This is a genomic window from Lysinibacillus capsici (assembly GCF_020217405.1).
Lineage (GTDB): Bacteria > Bacillota > Bacilli > Bacillales_A > Planococcaceae > Lysinibacillus > Lysinibacillus capsici.
This window is the reverse complement of record NZ_CP084108.1, coordinates 2,944,698-2,963,395: the sequence shown is the minus strand read 5'-3', so window position 1 is coordinate 2,963,395 and position 18,698 is coordinate 2,944,698. Positions and strand designations below refer to the sequence as shown.

17 protein-coding genes are annotated in these 18,698 nt (G+C 37.3%); 11 read left to right on the top strand and 6 right to left on the bottom strand.

The window, feature by feature from the left end:
• Positions 1-23 precede the first annotated feature (23 nt).
• Complete coding sequence (locus tag LCP48_RS14630; protein ID WP_202341181.1) at positions 24-1,073, bottom strand: Cj0069 family protein; 1,050 nt, start codon at positions 1,071-1,073, stop codon at positions 24-26.
• A gap of 167 nt (positions 1,074-1,240) precedes the next feature.
• Positions 1,241-2,152, bottom strand: a complete 912-nt coding sequence (locus LCP48_RS14625) for a DMT family transporter (protein ID WP_225340319.1) — start codon at positions 2,150-2,152, stop codon at positions 1,241-1,243.
• 106 nt (positions 2,153-2,258) lie between these two features.
• Between LCP48_RS14625 and LCP48_RS14620 the strand changes: the two genes are divergently transcribed.
• The 4 genes from LCP48_RS14620 (at position 2,259) to LCP48_RS14605 (ending at position 10,131) form a co-directional block, all read left to right on the top strand.
• Positions 2,259-3,152 carry an AraC family transcriptional regulator gene (locus LCP48_RS14620; protein ID WP_202341179.1) on the top strand — a complete coding sequence of 298 codons (894 nt, stop codon included), beginning with the start codon at positions 2,259-2,261 and terminating at the stop codon, positions 3,150-3,152.
• A 98-nt stretch (positions 3,153-3,250) separates the two neighbouring features.
• Positions 3,251-4,294 carry a hypothetical protein gene (locus LCP48_RS14615; RefSeq protein WP_004231240.1) on the top strand — a complete coding sequence of 348 codons (1,044 nt, stop codon included), beginning with the start codon at positions 3,251-3,253 and terminating at the stop codon, positions 4,292-4,294.
• A 456-nt stretch (positions 4,295-4,750) separates the two neighbouring features.
• Entirely contained in the window at positions 4,751-4,945 is a 195-nt protein-coding gene (locus tag LCP48_RS14610; protein ID WP_004231244.1) for a hypothetical protein, read from the top strand.
• Between the two features lie 50 nt (positions 4,946-4,995).
• A complete protein-coding gene (locus tag LCP48_RS14605) occupies positions 4,996-10,131 on the top strand; it encodes an ATP-binding protein (RefSeq protein WP_225340318.1) in 5,136 nt (1,711 codons plus the stop codon).
• Positions 10,132-10,152: 21 nt separating this feature from the next.
• On the opposite strand, the gene LCP48_RS14600 is transcribed toward LCP48_RS14605, so the two are convergent.
• Positions 10,153-10,854, bottom strand: a complete 702-nt coding sequence (locus tag LCP48_RS14600) for a response regulator transcription factor (protein ID WP_004231247.1) — start codon at positions 10,852-10,854, stop codon at positions 10,153-10,155.
• 178 nt (positions 10,855-11,032) lie between these two features.
• The gene (locus LCP48_RS14595; protein WP_004231249.1) at positions 11,033-11,497 is read right to left on the bottom strand and encodes a hypothetical protein; all 465 of its coding nucleotides are present in this window, start codon (positions 11,495-11,497) and stop codon (positions 11,033-11,035) included.
• Positions 11,498-11,636: 139 nt separating this feature from the next.
• Between LCP48_RS14595 and LCP48_RS14590 the strand changes: the two genes are divergently transcribed.
• From LCP48_RS14590 to LCP48_RS23355, 6 genes are all read left to right on the top strand, one after another.
• Positions 11,637-11,819, top strand: a complete 183-nt coding sequence (locus LCP48_RS14590; RefSeq protein WP_004231251.1) for a DUF4177 domain-containing protein — start codon at positions 11,637-11,639, stop codon at positions 11,817-11,819.
• A 191-nt stretch (positions 11,820-12,010) separates the two neighbouring features.
• The gene (gene bioD, locus LCP48_RS14585; RefSeq protein ID WP_225340317.1) at positions 12,011-12,715 is read left to right on the top strand and encodes a dethiobiotin synthase; all 705 of its coding nucleotides are present in this window, start codon (positions 12,011-12,013) and stop codon (positions 12,713-12,715) included.
• On the top strand, positions 12,696-14,072 hold the full coding sequence (bioA, locus tag LCP48_RS14580; protein WP_004231254.1) for an adenosylmethionine--8-amino-7-oxononanoate transaminase: 1,377 nt from the start codon (positions 12,696-12,698) through the stop codon (positions 14,070-14,072). The genes bioD and bioA overlap by 20 nt, the downstream gene beginning before the upstream one ends.
• The gene (locus tag LCP48_RS14575; protein ID WP_225340316.1) at positions 14,065-14,658 is read left to right on the top strand and encodes a biotin transporter BioY; all 594 of its coding nucleotides are present in this window, start codon (positions 14,065-14,067) and stop codon (positions 14,656-14,658) included. Before bioA ends, LCP48_RS14575 begins: the two co-directional genes overlap by 8 nt.
• A complete protein-coding gene (bioB, locus tag LCP48_RS14570; RefSeq protein ID WP_004231258.1) occupies positions 14,655-15,650 on the top strand; it encodes a biotin synthase BioB in 996 nt (331 codons plus the stop codon). The genes LCP48_RS14575 and bioB overlap by 4 nt, the downstream gene beginning before the upstream one ends.
• A 319-nt stretch (positions 15,651-15,969) precedes the next feature.
• Positions 15,970-16,092: a hypothetical protein gene (locus LCP48_RS23355; protein WP_004231260.1), complete on the top strand. Its 123-nt coding sequence runs from the start codon at positions 15,970-15,972 to the stop codon at positions 16,090-16,092.
• A gap of 42 nt (positions 16,093-16,134) precedes the next feature.
• Here LCP48_RS23355 and LCP48_RS14565 read toward each other — a convergent pair whose 3' ends face one another.
• Entirely contained in the window at positions 16,135-16,722 is a 588-nt protein-coding gene (locus tag LCP48_RS14565) for a LysE family transporter (RefSeq protein ID WP_004231264.1), read from the bottom strand.
• 113 nt (positions 16,723-16,835) lie between these two features.
• Between LCP48_RS14565 and LCP48_RS14560 the strand changes: the two genes are divergently transcribed.
• A complete protein-coding gene (locus tag LCP48_RS14560; RefSeq protein ID WP_225340315.1) occupies positions 16,836-17,390 on the top strand; it encodes a helix-turn-helix domain-containing protein in 555 nt (184 codons plus the stop codon).
• A 42-nt stretch (positions 17,391-17,432) separates the two neighbouring features.
• Here the strand turns inward: LCP48_RS14560 and LCP48_RS14555 are convergent, their stop codons facing one another.
• Entirely contained in the window at positions 17,433-18,596 is a 1,164-nt protein-coding gene (locus LCP48_RS14555; RefSeq protein ID WP_004231267.1) for an aminotransferase-like domain-containing protein, read from the bottom strand.
• Positions 18,597-18,698: the final 102 nt, after the last annotated feature.

Here is an 18,698-nt window from a genome sequence, read left to right as displayed (position 1 = left end):
GATCCCTAAAGATCGCACTTTTTTTATTGCGCAATAGCCTCGGTATGCTCTTTTATACAAGCTAAAATTTCTTCTGCTACTTCATGCGCTAATGCTAGTTCTGAAGTAAAGCCAACACAAGAACAATTCATCTCACCTAAAATATAGCAATCCTCTCCGTCTTCATTGGTATCGAGCATAAAGTCAGCTGTCCAGATAAGCGGTAAATCATAATTACCTAGTAGGTTTGTTATTTGAGGGAGCTGCTTTAAAAAGTTTTGTACCAGCTCTTGCCAGTCTTCAGGCTTGTCATAGCGGTATTGAGCGCCAGAGAATAGAGTTGCGCTAAAGGCATCCTCGGTAGCAGCTGGTTTTTTATGTACGACATGTACGGGATGATCGCGCAACATGAATAAGCGAATTTCGCCTTCTGTAATCCTTGGAAGAAAGCGCATATCGATTAACATACCATTCGTCCCCGTAATATACTGCTCACAAAATGTCATAAAGTCGCCAAGCTGCCAATATTCTACATGATTATCTTTTGCTTCAGTACATTTGATTTGGGCATCAAGTGGCACTTCAGTGATACCCTCTGCTAGCGGTTCCACTAATTTTACACGCCAAATACCTTCGCCAGTTGAACCACGATTTTGCTTTAAAACACGCTCTGTTAAGGCTAAGGAAGTAGGGAATTGTTTTTTGAATGCTTCGATTGTGTAGTAGGCAAATGTATCATCAGGTACTAAATTCGTTGTCGTCAGTTTTGATAATACGTCTTTTGAACCATAGCTAATCATGGCGTCTGGATGTGGCATCCCTATAACGCCATCTTGGCATAGCTCTCGTAGCATAGCAAAGTACTCTTCCTCATGCTGTAAGTTACCTGGGTTAATGCGAGATACATAGGCAACACCATATTCCTTCACGTAGTGAAAGATTTCCTGCTTTTTTGTGATATCAAAGAAGAGTACCTCTGCATCCTGTCCACGTTGCTGTAGTGCTTCTACCATTGGCATTGTATCTGGGCGATAGCCATCTGGTCCTTTATCTGTGCCGCCTTCCACCTCGAAAAAAATAACTTTTTTATCCATAAAATACCTCCTTCTATTTGTTATTATGTACAGTATAGTAGACAAATAAGGAGAAAAGATAGATGAAATATGTAAATTTTATGTATAAATTCATATATTACTATCTCGGTAATAGGAGGTATTGACTATCAAAATCCATAATTATCTTAATTTTCTGTTTTTTAATGCTACTTTTTCTGAAATACTGTAAGATATAAAATCATAAGAAGAATTAGCAGTGTACCAATAAACTGATAGCCACCAAAAGCAATTTTTAACCACCAAACACTTGTGATGACAGCCATTAATGGTTCAAGACTACCTAGTAGGCTTGACTCCTTGGGTGAAAGATAGTGCAAGCTAGCAATATAAAACCAAAAAGCGAGCATTGTCCCAAAAATAACAATAAAGAGAAAATAGGCAATGGTTGAAAACGTCCAATCTGATAGATCGATAGCCCATGGTGGGTGAGCTATACTCATTACTATACCACCGAGGATCATCGACCAGCCGACAACTAGTAATGAATGGAATTGCTGTAAAAGTGGTACGGCATAAATGGTATAAAATGCAACAGAAAGACCCGATAAGATACCCCACAACACAGCCATAAAAGGAACGGACAATGTTGAAAAAGAACCGTTTGTTAATAATAAAAAGGTCCCCACAAGTGTAAGTGACACAGCTATACCATCCTGCTTTGTCAATGGACTTTGCCTCGTTAGAAAATAATAAGCCATGATAAACAGCGGTGCTAAATATTGCAATAATGTGGCTACAGCTGAATTACCAATAGCGATTGACATCATATAGGTATATTGGACAGCAAGCATACCGAGTATGCTAAATAAAATTTGTCTAAAAGCATTTTGCTTTGTGCGCCATATGACGAAAATGGATTCATGCCGATGGGTCATTTTATAAATAGCAATTAGTAACAGACCTGCTAAAAGTAAACGACTAGAAACAAGCCAGCCGACCTCTAAATTGTCCTGCTGAAATAATCGTTGGGCAACGGTCCCTCCGATTCCCCAGAAACTTGCTCCAAGAATAACTAGTAGAAAGCCCAGTGTACGTTTATTTTGGATAATTTGATTCATCTGTTTACATCTCCTAAACTATCAATATATGATGATTATAAAGTGATGAAATGGAAATAAATATCGATTTAATCCAATAAAATATCAATATATTGAGGTGTTGTAGGTGCCGTTAACACATATTAAAATTGCCAAGGATTTACAAGAACTAACCTTGCACGGAACGAAGGAATTTCCAGTTGCCTTGTATGAAACGATTATGCGATTAGAAAGTATGGATTTTCTACCTCTCCATTGGCATAAAGAAATACAATTTGTTTTTATAAAAAATGGATGTGCACAGTATCGAGTGGGGACGGACGTTTTTGTATTGAAGCAAGGCGAGGGACTCTTTATTAATGCCTCCGGCTTACATGAAGCGAAACCTTATCAAATTGAACAAGCGATCGTTTATTGTGTAAATGTAGATCCCAAGTTAATGGGGGGGCATGAGGGCAGTATCTTTTTCTCAAAATATGTAGAACCTTATATTACAAGAAATCGAATACCTTATGTCAAACTAACAGGAGAGTTAGCACAGAAAGTAGCAACGATTGCGGAATTATTGCGAGAGCAAACCGCTTTTTTTGAGTTAATGGTACGGAGAGAGCTTCTATTTATTTGGGAATCCATGCTAACCCAATCCTTATTGACAGAACAAATAATGGATTCTGCCATTATTGTGCAGCATGAACGAGCAAAAGCTATGCTAGATTTTTTACATGCACATTATCAGCAGAAAATAGCATTAGAAGATTTAGCTAGCCATGTGTATATAAGTCGCGCTGAATGTAGTCGTTTTTTTAAGAAAATAGTGGGCATGACACCGTTTACCTATTTATGCCAATATCGACTGCGCAAAAGCATAGAATTATTGAAAGGTAATGAGCGATCTATAACAGAAATAGCGGTTGATACAGGTTTTAGTACTGTCAGTTATTATATTGAAAAGTTTAAAGAATACACTGGCTATCCGCCACATGTTTATCGTAAGAAGTTTTTAAGTGTGAAAAATAATTGAACGTGAATGGAAATAGGGCCATCTTTTATTCTCAAATTCTATACAAGATGAACCATTTGGCATAAAGTAAAATTATTAGTAGAGAGGGGGCATTGTGAATGATGGTCTTAAAAAGTAAGCAAAATATTTGGCTAGCCTTATTATTAGTGGTATTAGCGAGTAACTATACACTCTATAATACAGGATTTGGCACATCCCTTTTACCTATCAAAACAAATGGTGTTGTCATGGGCTCATTAATTGACTGTATTGTGGTGGTGCCTGTGCTATTTATGCTTTATAAAGGTAAATTTTCATTAAAGCAAGCCATCCTATTAGCTGCAGCTGGCTGTATTGCTGCACGTTTTATCATTCCTATGGAACACCTTCAGCCTTATGTGGCAGTGACATGGGCTGGATTTGCGATTGAAGGGTCTATTATTCTAGTAGAAATTATCCTAGTGGCAACACTTGTACGATACCTGCCAAAAATCCTAAGGGAAGTGCGGAGAAGCTCTTTACCAGATCTCTTTTCATTTTCAAAAGCTGTAGAAAAACATGCACCCAAGCATCCAGTTATTCAGATGATCTGTGCTGATTTATTAGTGCTTTATTATGGTTTCGCGAGTTGGAAAAGACAAGAACGACAAGGTTTATCTTTGCATAAAAAATCTAGTTATATCGCTTTTCAGCTCATGATTATTCATGGGATTGCTATTGAAACGATTGGTATTCACTGGTGGCTACATGAAAAGTCAATGATACTTTCCATTGTGTTGCTTGTTTTTAATATTTATTCAGTAATCTTCTTTCTTGCGGATATGCAGGCTATTCGCCTAAATCCTGTTTATGTCACAAATGATACATTGTACTTATCTCTGGGATTAATGAAACGTACTGAAATTCGTTTTGCTCATATTGCTGAAATCATCGAAGACAAGGAGCGATTAGAGGGGAAATTATCAAAAGATACAATAGACTTTATAGCACGTGATTTCGGTGAGGCCTATCCGCACTTTATTTTGAAAATGAAAGAGCCTGTGGAAGTAACGTTTATGCTAGGGATCAAGAAGCACTATAGTCACATAGCCATTAAAGCAGACCAGGTACAAGAATTTAGACAAATGCTTGTAGAAGGAATGGCAATGAGCCAACATCATTGAAATTACTTATAAAAAATAGTCAATGTTTTGATCACAAAACATTGACTATTTTTTTATTGATTATAGTTTTAATGTACTGAAATAGGAGGGGTGTTAATTTCCAAGAAAAATGGCTGATTTACAGGAGGGCTTTGTTTTAGTGAAAGATTTATATGTTGAAAATTGTATGCTTATGATAAAAGTGAGAGAAAATTTTCTTAAATAAAAGACGGAGCGCATTTAATGGAGAAATATTATAATAAGCTTATTGAGCAACATAGAAGGCATCCCCCAAATTTTTATTCCCGTACACCCAATCGATGTACTTAATGTTAGAAAATGTACGAGTAAAGGTTATTACAAAAAGATACGAAAACAAAAAGCTCTTCCATCTTTCTAGTCGATCAAAATCTACGAGCAAGTATTCCATTACTGTTACTAGAAGGTGTTTTTTATGTAAAGGGAATCTGTCCTATTATGATAGACATTACAACAAGCAAAGAAGAGTTATTGCAAATCGCAGATTATTGTGAAGCGACTGCCATCTGTTCATTTGAAGAGGAATATAACCCATTAATCGGTACAAACCGAAAATTGGAGCTCTATCATATTATACCAAAGAAGTTAGAGAGCCTCGTTTTTAGCTTGCTGGGCAGCGTTGCAAAAATATAAAGCGGTTACAAAGATAATAAACAACTAGCATTGAAGAGGAGGGTTTATGTGTGAATGATTATATTCTTTTACAGTCTAGTCAAGATTGGCATCTACAAAGAATGTATATGAAGAAATTTAACAAAATGGTACTGGTAAAAAGTGTTCATTATAATACAGCAGAGACAAGAGCCAAACTACAATATGAATTTTCTTTGTTTTCGAATGAGCAAAATCCTTGGTTATTAAAGCCAATTGCTATTGATTATATAGATGATCAATATGCGATCATTTATGAAAACTTTAATGGCGTCCCCTTAAAGCAATTCAGTAATAACTTGATTTCTTTGCATCAATTTCTACAGATTGCGATTGACCTTGTCAATATTTGTATGAAAATGCAACAAAGTGGTTTACTTTACCTACACCTACATCCTAATCAAATCTTAATCAATCCTAATTCTTTAAAAATAAAACTATTAAGCTCTGAATTTAGTACAAAATATGATGTAGAATCTCCAGTTGTGATTGAAAATCCCTATGAACGACTAGAACAGCTACCCTATTATGCACCTGAGCAAACGGGCAGACTTCATTTAGAGGTAGACTATCGGACAGATTTATATGCACTGGGGACCATTTTTTACGAAATACTGGGCGGTCAATTGCCTTTTCAAGCAAAGGATGCCGTCGATTTGATTTATGAAATCATCACAAAAAAACCAGAACCATTGGTAAGTATAGACAGTCGTTATCATTCATTGCTTTGGGAAATTGTTGAAAAGCTATTAGCTAAAAACCCAGCTGATCGTTATCAAAGTGCCATTGGTTTGAGAGAGGATTTGCTACAAATCCAACAGAAACTTTTAGTAAACGAACCGCTTGAAAATTTCCTGCTTGGTGAACAGGATTTGCATCTGAATACGGGACTGTCTACAAAGTTGTATGGGAGAGAATCGCAATTCGCAGAGCTATCCTCTGTTTTTCGTCAGGTTGCTAAAGGTGACAAAAAGATGGTTACGATATCAGGACAAGCAGGGTATGGAAAGTCCAAGTTAGTTCAAGAACTAAAGGGTGAAATAGCGGCCGCAAAAGGCTATTTTATTACAACTAAGTATGAGCAATTGCAATTAGAAAATGACTATTCCATTGTTATTCATCCTTTAAGGAGTTTATTGAAATTTGTTTATATGGAAGGTGAAAGGTCTGTCCATTTATGGAAAAAATTATTTCAAGAGGTTAAATTAGTTGTGACAGATGAACTTATCCATCTATTACCTGAACTTAAATGGTTTGCGAAGGAGGAAATACACTTCCAAAAAGAAGTTAGCCAAAATACAAAACAGCTCCATTCCTATACGTTTATATCGATTCAAAAAATTTTATTAACATTTGCTATGCAGAAGAAACCAGTTATATGGTTTGTAGATGATTTGCATTGGGCCAATCAAAGTACAGTTGAAATTATGACCCAAATTTTTGAGCAACACCGAGCAGGATACTTTATGATGATTGGTACATTCCGAGTGAATAAGGACAGCGCAGAGGAGGAAAATCAGCAAAGAACTTCTAGTTTTTCGAGCGGACATCATATCCACTTACCCTTGCTTCAGGAACAACATGTTCAACAATGGTTGGAGGCGTCTTTCCATGCAAAGCCTCATACCATACAGATCATTACCAAGCAATTATTTAATTTGACCAAAGGGAATCCGTTATTTGTGAAAGAAGCGTTTCGATCACTCCAGCAAGATAACACGATTTATTTTAATGCTACAACAAAAGAATGGGAGTTTAATCGTAAGAAATTTAATTTATCCCGATTGAACAACGAGCTACTTGTCTTTATTGAAACTAGAATGGCTATTTTAACAACAGAAGCCCATGAGATTTTACGCATAGTTGCATGTTTTGGTCAGCGCTTTGAATTTACAGATGTCTTAAAGCTCGTGTCCTTATCAGCTCAAGCGTTATTAAAACACCTGGAAACACTTGTTGAGAATGGCTTTATTATTCCGTTAGATGCCCATTATAAATGGGCAAGTACGTTAGAGCATGAAGGGATTTTACATACATTTTCTACCAAATTCCAATTTGTTCACGATCGTATTCAACAAGTAGCTTACCAAGACTTATCAGGGCAATTGCGTGCTAAATACCATTATCAAATTGGCCAGCTTTTAACAGATGACTCTCAAATGGCTGCAGATCATGATCGATTAAGCGAAATCGTCATGCATTTCAATTACAGTCGCCACTTATTGACTGGGGAAGAAAAGCAAAAGCTGGCTATCTGGAATTATCAACTCGGTATAGAGGCTAAAAGAATAGGACTCTTTGAAAATGCGCTAAAATTTTTTACAACTAGTAAAGAACTATTGGCGCCTGATCATTGGGAGACTAGGAGAGAACAGTCGGTTAAATTATATGCAAATCTAGGTGAATGTGAATATTTAACTGGCCACTACGAACAATCGGAAATGCATTTAACAGAAGCATTGCAGCATGCACAGACAAAATTAGAAAAACTGATGATTAACAATTTGAAAACGGTATTATACATTGAGTCCGATAACCCTACTATTGGTCTAGAAGCAGGCCTGGCAGGTTTTCAAGTTGCGAATCTTAAAATTTCAGCATATCCTAAAAAGTCACAGCTTCTAAAAGAGTATTTATTGTTGAAATGGGCATTGCGACATATGTCTGACCAAGACTTGTTGCAGCATCCGCCAACGAATAGTAAAGAAATTGATATTTTGATTCATTTAATTATTAATATGACGGCAAGTGCTTTCCTATTAAATCCTAACTTAACAGGCATTCTTTTAATGAAAGGGCTGCGTTTACAGTTGAAGTATGGCGCTACATCGAAAAGCGGCATGGTTTTGATTAACTATGCTATGCTTTTAAATGCAGGTTTTACTAATATAAAAGAAGCTACTCGCTTTGGCAAACTTGCCATCATTGTAGCGGATAACCAAGAAAGCATATATATCAAGGGCCATACTTATTATGTGTATGGCGTGTTTATCAGTCATTGGACAGAGCCCTATGAAACCAGTATTCAATATATTAACGAGGCTCAAGCAAAAAGCCAAGAGCTCGGCTTATATCATCTAGTATCCTCAGCTTCATGTTTTATTGTTGCGATACGACTTATTCAGGGTGTTGCCCTAGAGGATTTACAACAAGAAATTAAACGACAACAAGAGGAATTTTCTATTCATGCAAGTACCCTTTCAATTGACTTTTTAGCCGAAATGGGGAGATGGATGAATATCCTCCGCTCTCCTCATCATCCTGTACATTGGGCTTGTCCTATCACAATACAGGATCAGCCGGCTATAAAAATCATGCATTATTCAGTGCGTTTACAAATGTCCTTTTTATTAGAGGATGAAATACAAGGGAAAGCGATTCTGGTTGAATTAAAGAAGCTAAGTAAGGACACTTATACATTACCAATCACCACGGTCTATTATTTTTATCGGGCCATGTGGCAATTTCACTTTCTGCATAATCAAAATTGTCAGGTACAGGAGCAGAGGTTATATTTAACGGATATACGTCAAAGCCTCAAGAAATTTAAGAAATGGGCTGTTTATTCTTCAGAAAATTATGAGCATCTCTATGCTTTATTAATGGCAGAGAATTACCGTTTACACAACAACGACAGTGAGGCAGAACTCTATTATGACCGAGCAATACGATTAGCAAGTATGAATGGTTTTGTCCAGGACACAGCACTAGCATATGAACGAGCGGCAAGCTATTATTTCGCAAAACAGCAAAAGAAAACGGCAAGACATTATATACGAAATGGTATTCAAAATATTGAGACGTGGGGAGCAGAAACAGTTGCTAGAAGATGGGCAAGGGATTATCAAGTACATCGCAAACTGGAGAATCACAGTAGAGATTCACTCACGTTTGATATGATGACGGTATTTGAGACGACTCAATCATTTGCAACAGCTATTCGTATGGAAGATTTACTGCATAAAATATTGTTTTCACTGTTAAAGCATGTGGGGGCAAATAGTGGTTATTTCATTCATAAACAGCAGCAGGAATTATTGGTGTTGGCAAAGGCGGAAGCTGCAGAAAAAACATTTACGATGTATGAACACCAAAGTATGGAGAATTTTAATGCGAATATGCAATCGATTATACGCTATGTTCTTAATAGTAAAGAGCATGTGATTATCGACAATGCACAAATGACACAGCATCCTCTTTTCTCCTACTCGACGGCTAAATCTATTCTTTGCCTGCCGATTATCCATCAAAATGAAATTATTTCGATTTTGTATTTTGAGAATACCTTAATGACGAATGCTTTCCATCCATCTCATGTTCAGCTATTGAAAGTGATTGCGGCTCAAATTGCCGTTTCTTTTGAAAATGCGAAAATATATGGAGATTTAGAAAAACGTGTTCAGTTGCGTACTAGGGAGCTAGATGAGACGAATCGGCATTTGATAAAAATGAATGAACGTTTAGAAAAAAATGAATTGGAACGTAAAAAACTCTTGCATAGTATTTCCCATGAATTACGCTCCCCGTTAACCTCTACATTAGGGTATATAGAACTTATGTTAGAGGGTGTGATTGATGACGCAGTAGCCAGAAAGAAATATTTAATCAGGAGTAAAGAAAGGCTACTATCATTAAATAGCTTAATTCAAGATTTGTTTGATTTAGCAAATCTAGAAGCTGGTAGAGCAGAATTTTCTTTTACTGAGGTAAAGGCGAAGGAATTATTTTTACAAATGGTAACCCGTTATGAGGATGAAGTAAAACAATCAGGATTAACATTCAGTGCTCACTTTTATGGTCATGAAGAAGCTCAGCTCTTGATTGATAAAACAAGAATCAATCAAGTGATTGAAAATATCATGACCAATGCAATGAAATATACATCAAATGGTGGTATTGAAGTGTCCATCCATGTAGAGAACAAGCACTTGATTTGTTCAATAGCAGATAGTGGCATTGGTATTGCTGAGAGTGATCTTCCCTTTATTTTTGATAGCTATTATCGAGCAACTAACATCCATGAAGCACATTCGCACGGCATTGGCTTAGCTATTTGTAAACAAATTGTTCACCAGCATAATGGTGAGATTTTTGTTGAAAGTCGTGAAAATGAAGGAAGCATATTTAGCTTTACATTACCACTAGTTAAGGTATTGATAAAAAATTAAAAAGGGGTGGTGAGTGTTTTTTTACTTCTCACCACTCTCTTTTTTATAGACAAACTGGTAGCCAAAACCTCTCACTGTTTGAATCCATTTCGGCTTTGAGGGGATATCTTCAATTTTACGACGAAGTGTACTAATATGGACAGATACGGTTTTCAAATCAGGGACACCGTCATAACCCCACACATGATCAATGAGTTGATCAACACTAATCACTTGATTCGCATGCTCAATTAGAAAAAAGAGGAGCAGCTTCTCCTTCGTAAATAAATTTAAAAGTTGACCATCCTTATAAACATTTTTCTCATCTAAATGTATGGACAAATTATCAATATGTACAATATTACTTTTCTTTGATGGGTTCCTTCTTTTTAAATGTGCTTGGATACGGGCCAATAATTCTTTTGGAATAAATGGCTTTGTCATATAATCATCTGCCCCCACCTCAAAGCCCTCAAGTTTCTGTTCAATTAGGTGATTGACGGTCACAAAAATGATAATGACATCCGACACATCACGGATACTTTTGGCTAACTCGAAGCCTGTACCATCTGGTAAATTAACATCTAATAAGATTAAATCTGGTTGTTGCGTGACAGCGAGATGCCAGCCACTGGATAGAGAGGATGCCTTTAATATACTATAGTTAGCATTAGCTAGCGTGAGCGATAAAACCTCCATAATATCTAGATCATCTTCCACTATTAAAATTTTCTCGTTCGACATATCTATTAATCACCTTCCTATTTCAAATATACCAACTTTTGTCTAGGTTGGGAATTAGAAGACTTAGGACTCGCATAATTTTAGAATCCCTCATAACCTTAGCCAAAATAATCATGCGAGTTTACTAAAAATAAATAAAGACTTCTATTTCCCATGAGAAAATGAAGTCTCTGAAAAATTAATCTAGGTGTGCGATAGCAGTGAGTAGATCATCTCGGATGGCCTCCCAAAATTGCTGCTGAACACTATCACTGTACGTATAAAGCTCTTTATGTTGAACATGGTCATAGATGGCAGCAATCGTTTCTTGATGAAAAGAGAGACGATGGTTTAATAGCTCTCGTTCTTCTTCAATACAAAATAGTTTATAAATATCGGAAAGGCGTTCAAACTTTGCTAATTTCTGTGTCATCACTTCATATTGTGTTTGATGAAAACGCCCTACGGCAGAAGTCATTGAGATTTTTGCCCGATGCCCTGCTTGTAATGTCCGATACTCCTCTTGACGGATGGCCACACGATACCAAAATTCATAGCGATTTGGTAATTCTTTTAGTTCATAGGTAAGTAATGATTTTAAAATTGAATGCACTTGTTCATATGTATCGATGATCTTCGCTGGTTCTTTAAAAATGCCAAACATACTACCACCCCCATGTAGTTTAATACTACGAGTGAAGATTAAAACCCTTTAAAATAATCATAATATTCAAAAGCGAGAACCTACTAATTATTGAAACCTTGACTCCGTAGTTACGTAAAGATTTACAGGGGGTGAGTCAATGTATGAGTATAAATTTGTACAAGCACATTTAGGTAGCTTTTTTCAGGAATCTACCTATCGGAAAACAATCGAAGAATACGCGAAGCAAGGTTGGCGTTTAGTGCAAGTATTGCCGATTGCTTATAATGGTCATGGGAAACCAACAGACTATGAAATCATTTTCGAGAGATTACTTTCATGACGTTTAATGAACGCTAGATTCTTGCCATAAATGGTGGGGGTTTAGCGTTTTCTTATTTTAGTACAAAATTTGCTGTTTTTATTAACAAAAATAGTGTATTCAGAAAAATATAGAAATAGCATTTACAAAACAAAAATATATGTGTTAACTTAAATAGTGTTAATGGTTAACTTAAAAGAGGGAGGTTAACAATGCAACATTTTTGGGTTGTCGGTACAGATACGGATGTTGGGAAAACAATTGTCACCACCATGTTGATGTATCATTTACAAAAACAAGGCTTGAAAGTTTCACCATACAAGCCTGTGCAAACAGGAGAGGTATACGAAAACGATCGTGGCTATTATCATGATACAGCCATGTATGAAAAGTATTCCTTACAAAAGCTTCAACAAGAGCACCTCAATAGCTATTCATTTAGAGAAGCTGCATCACCACATTTTGCTGCGCAACTGGAAGGGCAGCAAATTGATGTCAAAGAGTTATTATCGCGGATTCAATTATTGCAAGCGTCCTATGATGTTGTGATATGTGAGGGAGCGGGTGGGCTTTTTGTTCCTTTTACTGCTCCCCATGGGATGACGCTGCTTGATGTTATCCTCAGTAGCAAGTTGCCAGTAGTACTTGTTACAAGGACATCCCTAGGGACGATCAATCACACATTATTAACAATAGAGGCATTGCGCGCTCGTCAAGTTGATGTTCTTGGCATAGTGTTTAACGGGGACACGGGCAGCAGTATGGAGCAAGATAATATACAAACGATTTTACAGTACCATCCCTTGCCCTATGCGATTATTCCAAAGCTACAAAATTTGTCACAGCTAATGGATTTTGCTATGACGCGCACCACACTGTTTGAAAGGCTTTTTAACTATGAAACAAGCATTAACTGATTTACAGCTAAGAGATTTACGTCATGTTTGGCATCCATGCTCACAAATGAAGGACTATGAGGCATTTCCACCCATCGTCATAAAAAAGGGACAAGGCGTGTGGCTTTATGACGAACATGATCAACGTTATTTGGATGCTGTATCTTCTTGGTGGGTTAATTTATTTGGACATGCCAATCCGCGTATTAGCCAAGCTTTAAGTGAGCAAGCATTTACATTAGAGCATACGATCTTTGCTAATTTTACACATGAACCAGCCATACAATTGGCTGAAAAATTAACTGCATTAGCACCACAGGGATTACATAAAGTCTTTTTTGCCGATAATGGCTCATCTGCTATTGAAGTTGCACTGAAAATGAGCTTTCAATACCATATGCAGACGGGGAAACCAGCAAAAAAGCGCTTTCTCGCCTTGACGGATGCCTATCATGGAGAAACTATTGGTGCTTTATCCATAGGAGGGGTAGGGCTTTACAATGAAGTTTACCAGCCTCTGTTATTAGATACTGTTCGTGCTAAAGGGCCAGATTGCTTCCGCTGTCCATTTCAGGAAGATCCAGCAAGCTGTAATGCACCATGTAGTCAATTTGTTGAGGAACAACTTCAAGCGTATCATGAGGAAATCACGGCAGTTATTATTGAACCATTAATTCAGGCTGCAGCAGGTATGAAAATGTACCCACCTGTCTATTTACAGCGCTTACGGGCGTTGTGCTCACATTATGATGTGCACTTCATTGCAGATGAAATTGCTGTAGGTTTTGGTCGGACTGGTACATTATTTGCCTGTCAACAAGCGGACATCATGCCAGATTTTATGTGTTTATCAAAGGGGCTAACGGGTGGTTATTTACCATTATCTGTTGTCTTAACGACGGAGCAAATCTATGACGCTTTTTATGATGATTACGGAACAATGAAGGCTTTTTTACATTCGCATAGCTATTCAGGCAATACTTTGGCCTGTCGTGTGGCGTTGGAAGTGTTAACGATGTTTCAAGAGGAACAAGTGATAGAGATGATTCAGCACAAGGGACAATACATGCGAGCGTTAGCCATGGAAGCTTTTCGTGATATGCCCTATGTGGGTGAATACCGACAAGTTGGTTTAGTGGGAGCGATTGAACTAGTGAAGAACCGGCGGACAAAAGAAGCGTTCACCAATGAGGAGCGAATCGGCTATCAAATTTATCAACGGGCTTTAACGAAAGGCTTACTCATCAGACCGCTTGGCAATGTTCTGTATTTTATGCCACCTTATATTATTTCTGAAGAGGAAATGGCCTTTATGATTCATACAACGAAAGAGACAATCGAACAATTTTTCAAGGAAAGGGGGGCTAAGATTGGGTAAGAGACATCAGACATTAGCGCTTGTCATGATTGCCATGTTTGCTGCTCTAACAGCAATCGGAGCTTTTGTTAAAATTCCATTGCCTGTCGTACCGTTTACATTACAGATTGTTTTTGTATTTTTAGCAGGCTGTTTATTGGGTAGTCGGAATGGTTTTTATAGTCAACTTGTCTATATCGGCGTGGGCTTAGTAGGCTTACCTGTTTTTACACAGGGTGGTGGTATCACATATGTCTTACAGCCAACTTTTGGTTATCTGATTGGCTTTGCCCTAGCCGCCTATGTGATTGGGCTCATTATTGAAAGGATTGAGACGCCGACGAAAAAGCATTTTATTGCAGCAACCATTATTGGGCTGGTTATTATTTATGCTGTGGCTGTTCCTTATTTGTATGTAGCATTGAATTTTTGGTTAGACATGGAATCAAGCTGGTCACATGTGTTTGTTGTCGGCTTTTTAAGTAGTATTGTCGCTGATTTTTGCTTAGCTATTACATCAGCGCTATTAGCTGAGCGCTTGTATAAAGTATTTCAGTCAGCAAGAAATGTGAAATTTTCACACGTAGAGGGGGAGAATGTAATATGAATTATTACCAATTAGCACAAGAAGTAATTGCTGGGAAGATCATTAGCAATGAAGAGGCACTCGCCATATTAAATAGTGAGGATGATGAGCTATTACAGCTTATGGATGGTGCTTTTGCAATTCGTCGTCATTATTATGGTAAAAAAGTTAAATTGAACATGATTATGAACGCCAAAAGCGGTTATTGTCCTGAGGATTGTGGCTATTGCTCCCAGTCCTCTAAATCAACGGCTCCTATTGAGAAATATCCATTTATTACAAAAGAGGAAATTTTAGCAGGTGCAAAGCGAGCGTTTGACAATAAGATTGGGACGTATTGTATTGTAGCCAGTGGTCGTGGGCCAACACGTAAGGATGTCAATGTCGTGAGTGAGGCGGTTGCTGAAATAAAAGAAAAGTATGGCTTGAAAGTTTGTGCCTGTCTTGGCTTACTAAAAGAAGAACAGGCACAGCAATTAAAGGAAGCGGGGGTGGATCGTTACAATCATAATTTAAATACATCGGAACGTCATCATTCCTTCATCACGACCTCACATACATATGAGGATCGTGTCAATACGGTAGAGATTGTGAAAAAGCATGGAATTTCACCTTGCTCGGGTGCCATTATTGGGATGAAGGAAACAAAAGAGGATGTCGTCAATATTGCACGCGCCCTCCATCAATTGGACGCTGATTCTATTCCTGTAAACTTTTTAAATGCAATTGATGGCACAAAGCTAGAAGGGACAAAGGATTTAAATCCCCGCTATTGTTTAAAGGTTTTAGCTTTATTCCGCTACATCAATCCGACAAAGGAAATCCGTATTTCGGGTGGTCGTGAAATCAATTTAGGCTCACTTCAGCCACTTGGTCTCTATGCAGCTAATAGTATTTTTGTTGGGGATTATTTAACAACAACTGGACAGGAAGCGAATAGCGATTATCGTATGCTGGAGGATTTGGGCTTCGAAATTGAATTAACACATAAACAAGAAGAAGTATTTTGTTAAACTTATGACATGTAAATCTACTACTACAGCAAAAACCGTACTTTTGTACGGTTTTTTGGCTATAGATGAAAAGAGACGGATAGACCTGACTTCACTGGCAGTGGATATACCTATAAAATCAAGGTTTTCACAAATTGTTCAATGAAAGCGTTTTGAAATTGAACAGTTTGTGAAGACCTTCACATAAAGCTTTCTTTTTGAAAAAATCAGCGTAAAATAAGAATCAAGTAAGGAATTGTTATAAAACAGTTGATAAGTCGTATCACAAATTTTGGTGGTTGTTATATTACAAAAATAATGAGTGAAGGGAGCTTTTCACATGTGGGTTATTACAGTTTTTGATAAAAAGGACGTTCGAATTTTTGAGTATGCGAGCAAAAATGAGGCAACAGAAGCTTTAGCAAAATTCAAGAAAAATGCCGTTTTAACGTATACAAAATAAGTTGCTGATGAAGCAGCCCTCTACCGACAGAGGGCTGTTTTTTTAATGTGCAACAATGGAAACAGCACTGTACATTAATAATAGTGCCATGATCATGTTAAACGGTTTTCGGTATTGCTGTAGAACCTTTTGAAAAACGGAGCCACATAACGCCCAACTAAATGTACTGCTTACACCTACTAGCGCTAAAAAGAAAGAGAAAAATAGATAGCTTATGTAGGATGAGTAGTAGGGTAGGATGTAAGTTGCGACAACAGTAAGACCAAATAAAATACCTTTTGGGTTAATAAATTGAACGAACGCTCCTAAAAAAAATAGGTTTCGTTTTTCTTCTTCGTTGTCGGGATCCTCTAATTCTTTGCTTGTTAAAATTTTATAAGCCAGGTACAACATATAGCCTACACCAAATATGGTTAAGGGTAATTCAATGGCAGGTAAAATGTTTAACATGACCGTGTTAAAAAAGCTACTTAAACCAATAATGATGAAAAAACCAATCCCTACACCTAAACAGAATGGAATCGTTTTCGCTAAGCCATATTGTTTAGCAAAAACCATCGCCATAAAATTATTAGGGCCAGGTGTAAAGCTTGTAATGATGATAAATAGTAAGAAAGAAAATACAGGCAAAATAAACACCTCTTTCAAGTTGTGTGATATAATGCACGAAATAGACTGTATAACGTCGGTCGTTTTATTATACAAAATGCACGCTATATTGTACATAAGAGGAGGGCTTTTGGATGGAAGAAATTCATCTCGTCTTTGCGAGAAATTTAAAGGCAATTCGAGAAAGGGAGAAATTAAGCTTAGAGAAGGTTTCTCAGCTTAGCGGCGTGAGTAAAACGATGATTGGTCAAATTGAGAGGGGAGAATCCAGTCCAACTTTGACAACGATTTGGAAAATTGCAAATGGATTAAGGGTTTCGTTTACAGAGCTTATGCATCCTCCCCAACCTGAGACGGAGGTTATTCGCAGTAAAGAGATTCAAGTATTGAAGGAAGACCATGGCCGATATATGGTTTATCCTCACTTTCCATATCAAAAGGATAGTCGCTTTGAAATTTATACAATTGAAATCAAACAAAATGGAACGTTAGATGCTGAGGCTCATCGAGAAGGAACGGAGGAATATATAACCGTTTTTGATGGGGAATTAATCATCCATATACAGGGTCAGGATTATCGATTAACAAGTGGTGATGCCATACGATTTAAGGCTGACCGTCCACACACATACAGCAATCCAGGTAGTACAGTAACAAGACTTAGTATGACTATTTACTATCCACATTAAAAAACGTATAAACGCTTTTCACAGCGTTTATACGTTTTCGTTTTATAAAATACTAGCTAAACGTTTAATTCCCTCACGGATGACTTCAGGTGTTGCATTTGTATAGTTAAGGCGCATTGTATTCACATTCGTTTTTGATGTATAGAATGGATCGCCAGGCACGAAGGCTACCTTTTGTTCCATCGCTTTATTGAATACATCAAGGGCCGGTGTACCGTCCTTCATTGTTGCCCAAATGAACATGCCACCCTCAGGTCGTGTATATTCAACATGGGCAGGGAAAAACTCCTGCATAGCATCAAGCATCGCATCCGACTGATTTTTATATAAAGCAATAATTTTCTTTACATGTTCGGTATAATCATTACTTGCTAAGTAATCGTAGATAACATATTGTGAAAAAATATTAGTATGAAGATCAGACGCTTGCTTCGCTGTTTCAATATGCTGCAAAAGCTCTTTGTTTTTTGTGATAATAAAGCCGAGACGCATGCCTGGTGTGACCGTTTTAGAGAAAGAACCTAGTAAAATACTATTTTCTAATTTACCAGCACCGATATATGGAAGTGGCTCCCCTTGGAAACGTAGCTCTCCGTACGGATCATCCTCAATTAAAGCGACATCGTATTTTGCCACTATTTCACAAATTTGCTCGCGCTTTTCTTTCGAATATGTGAGTCCAGTTGGGTTTTGGAAGTTCGGCACCGTATAAATGAATTTTACATTTGGTTGTTGTAGAGCACGCTCTAGCTCTTCTAAGTTTAGGCCATCATTTTCTAGCGTAACACCATGGAAAGTTGGCTCTGTTAAAGTAAAGGCTTGGATAGCCCCTAGGTACCCTGGCTCTTCGATGATAATGCCATCGCCTTTATTGATAAGTACTTTACCAATAAGTTCAAGCGCTTGCTGTGAACCTGTAGTAATAAAGACATCGTCAGCATGTACATCAAGTCCATGAAGACGTTGATATTTCGCGGCAATATATTCACGCAATGGTGCATAACCCTGTGTAGATGAATATTGGAATAATCGACTGCCATTTACTGTAATAGCATGATCTACGGATGCTCTCAATGCATCAATTGGGAAAGAAATAGGGTTTGGAAGCCCACCTGCAAAGGAAATAACGTCCTCTGCATCTGTCACTTTTAAAATATTTCGAATAAATGAGGATGGTGTTTTTAAGATTCTTTCAGAATATTGCATAATTATCGGTCCTTTTTTTCTGATTTTTTAAAAATTATATCATTGTCATCGTGTGCATACAATATTATCATTGTATGCAAGACAATTAAACTATTGTATGCA

Bases quoted from the DNA above. Each gene is read 5' to 3' on its own strand.
- LCP48_RS14600 (WP_004231247.1), bottom strand. From the start codon at position 10,854: ATGTCGAACGAGAAAATTTTAATAGTGGAAGATGATCTAGATATTATG.
- LCP48_RS14590 (WP_004231251.1), top strand. From the start codon at position 11,637: ATGTATGAGTATAAATTTGTACAAGCACATTTAGGTAGCTTTTTTCAG.
- bioA (WP_004231254.1), top strand. From the start codon at position 12,696: ATGAAACAAGCATTAACTGATTTACAGCTAAGAGATTTACGTCATGTT.
- LCP48_RS14625 (WP_225340319.1), bottom strand. From the start codon at position 2,152: ATGAATCAAATTATCCAAAATAAACGTACACTGGGCTTTCTACTAGTT.
- LCP48_RS14630 (WP_202341181.1), bottom strand. From the start codon at position 1,073: ATGGATAAAAAAGTTATTTTTTTCGAGGTGGAAGGCGGCACAGATAAA.
- LCP48_RS23355 (WP_004231260.1), top strand. From the start codon at position 15,970: ATGTGGGTTATTACAGTTTTTGATAAAAAGGACGTTCGAATTTTTGAG.
- LCP48_RS14610 (WP_004231244.1), top strand. From the start codon at position 4,751: ATGATAGACATTACAACAAGCAAAGAAGAGTTATTGCAAATCGCAGAT.
- LCP48_RS14555 (WP_004231267.1), bottom strand. From the start codon at position 18,596: ATGCAATATTCTGAAAGAATCTTAAAAACACCATCCTCATTTATTCGA.
- LCP48_RS14595 (WP_004231249.1), bottom strand. From the start codon at position 11,497: ATGTTTGGCATTTTTAAAGAACCAGCGAAGATCATCGATACATATGAA.
- LCP48_RS14615 (WP_004231240.1), top strand. From the start codon at position 3,251: ATGATGGTCTTAAAAAGTAAGCAAAATATTTGGCTAGCCTTATTATTA.
- bioB (WP_004231258.1), top strand. From the start codon at position 14,655: ATGAATTATTACCAATTAGCACAAGAAGTAATTGCTGGGAAGATCATT.
- bioD (WP_225340317.1), top strand. From the start codon at position 12,011: ATGCAACATTTTTGGGTTGTCGGTACAGATACGGATGTTGGGAAAACA.
- LCP48_RS14560 (WP_225340315.1), top strand. From the start codon at position 16,836: ATGGAAGAAATTCATCTCGTCTTTGCGAGAAATTTAAAGGCAATTCGA.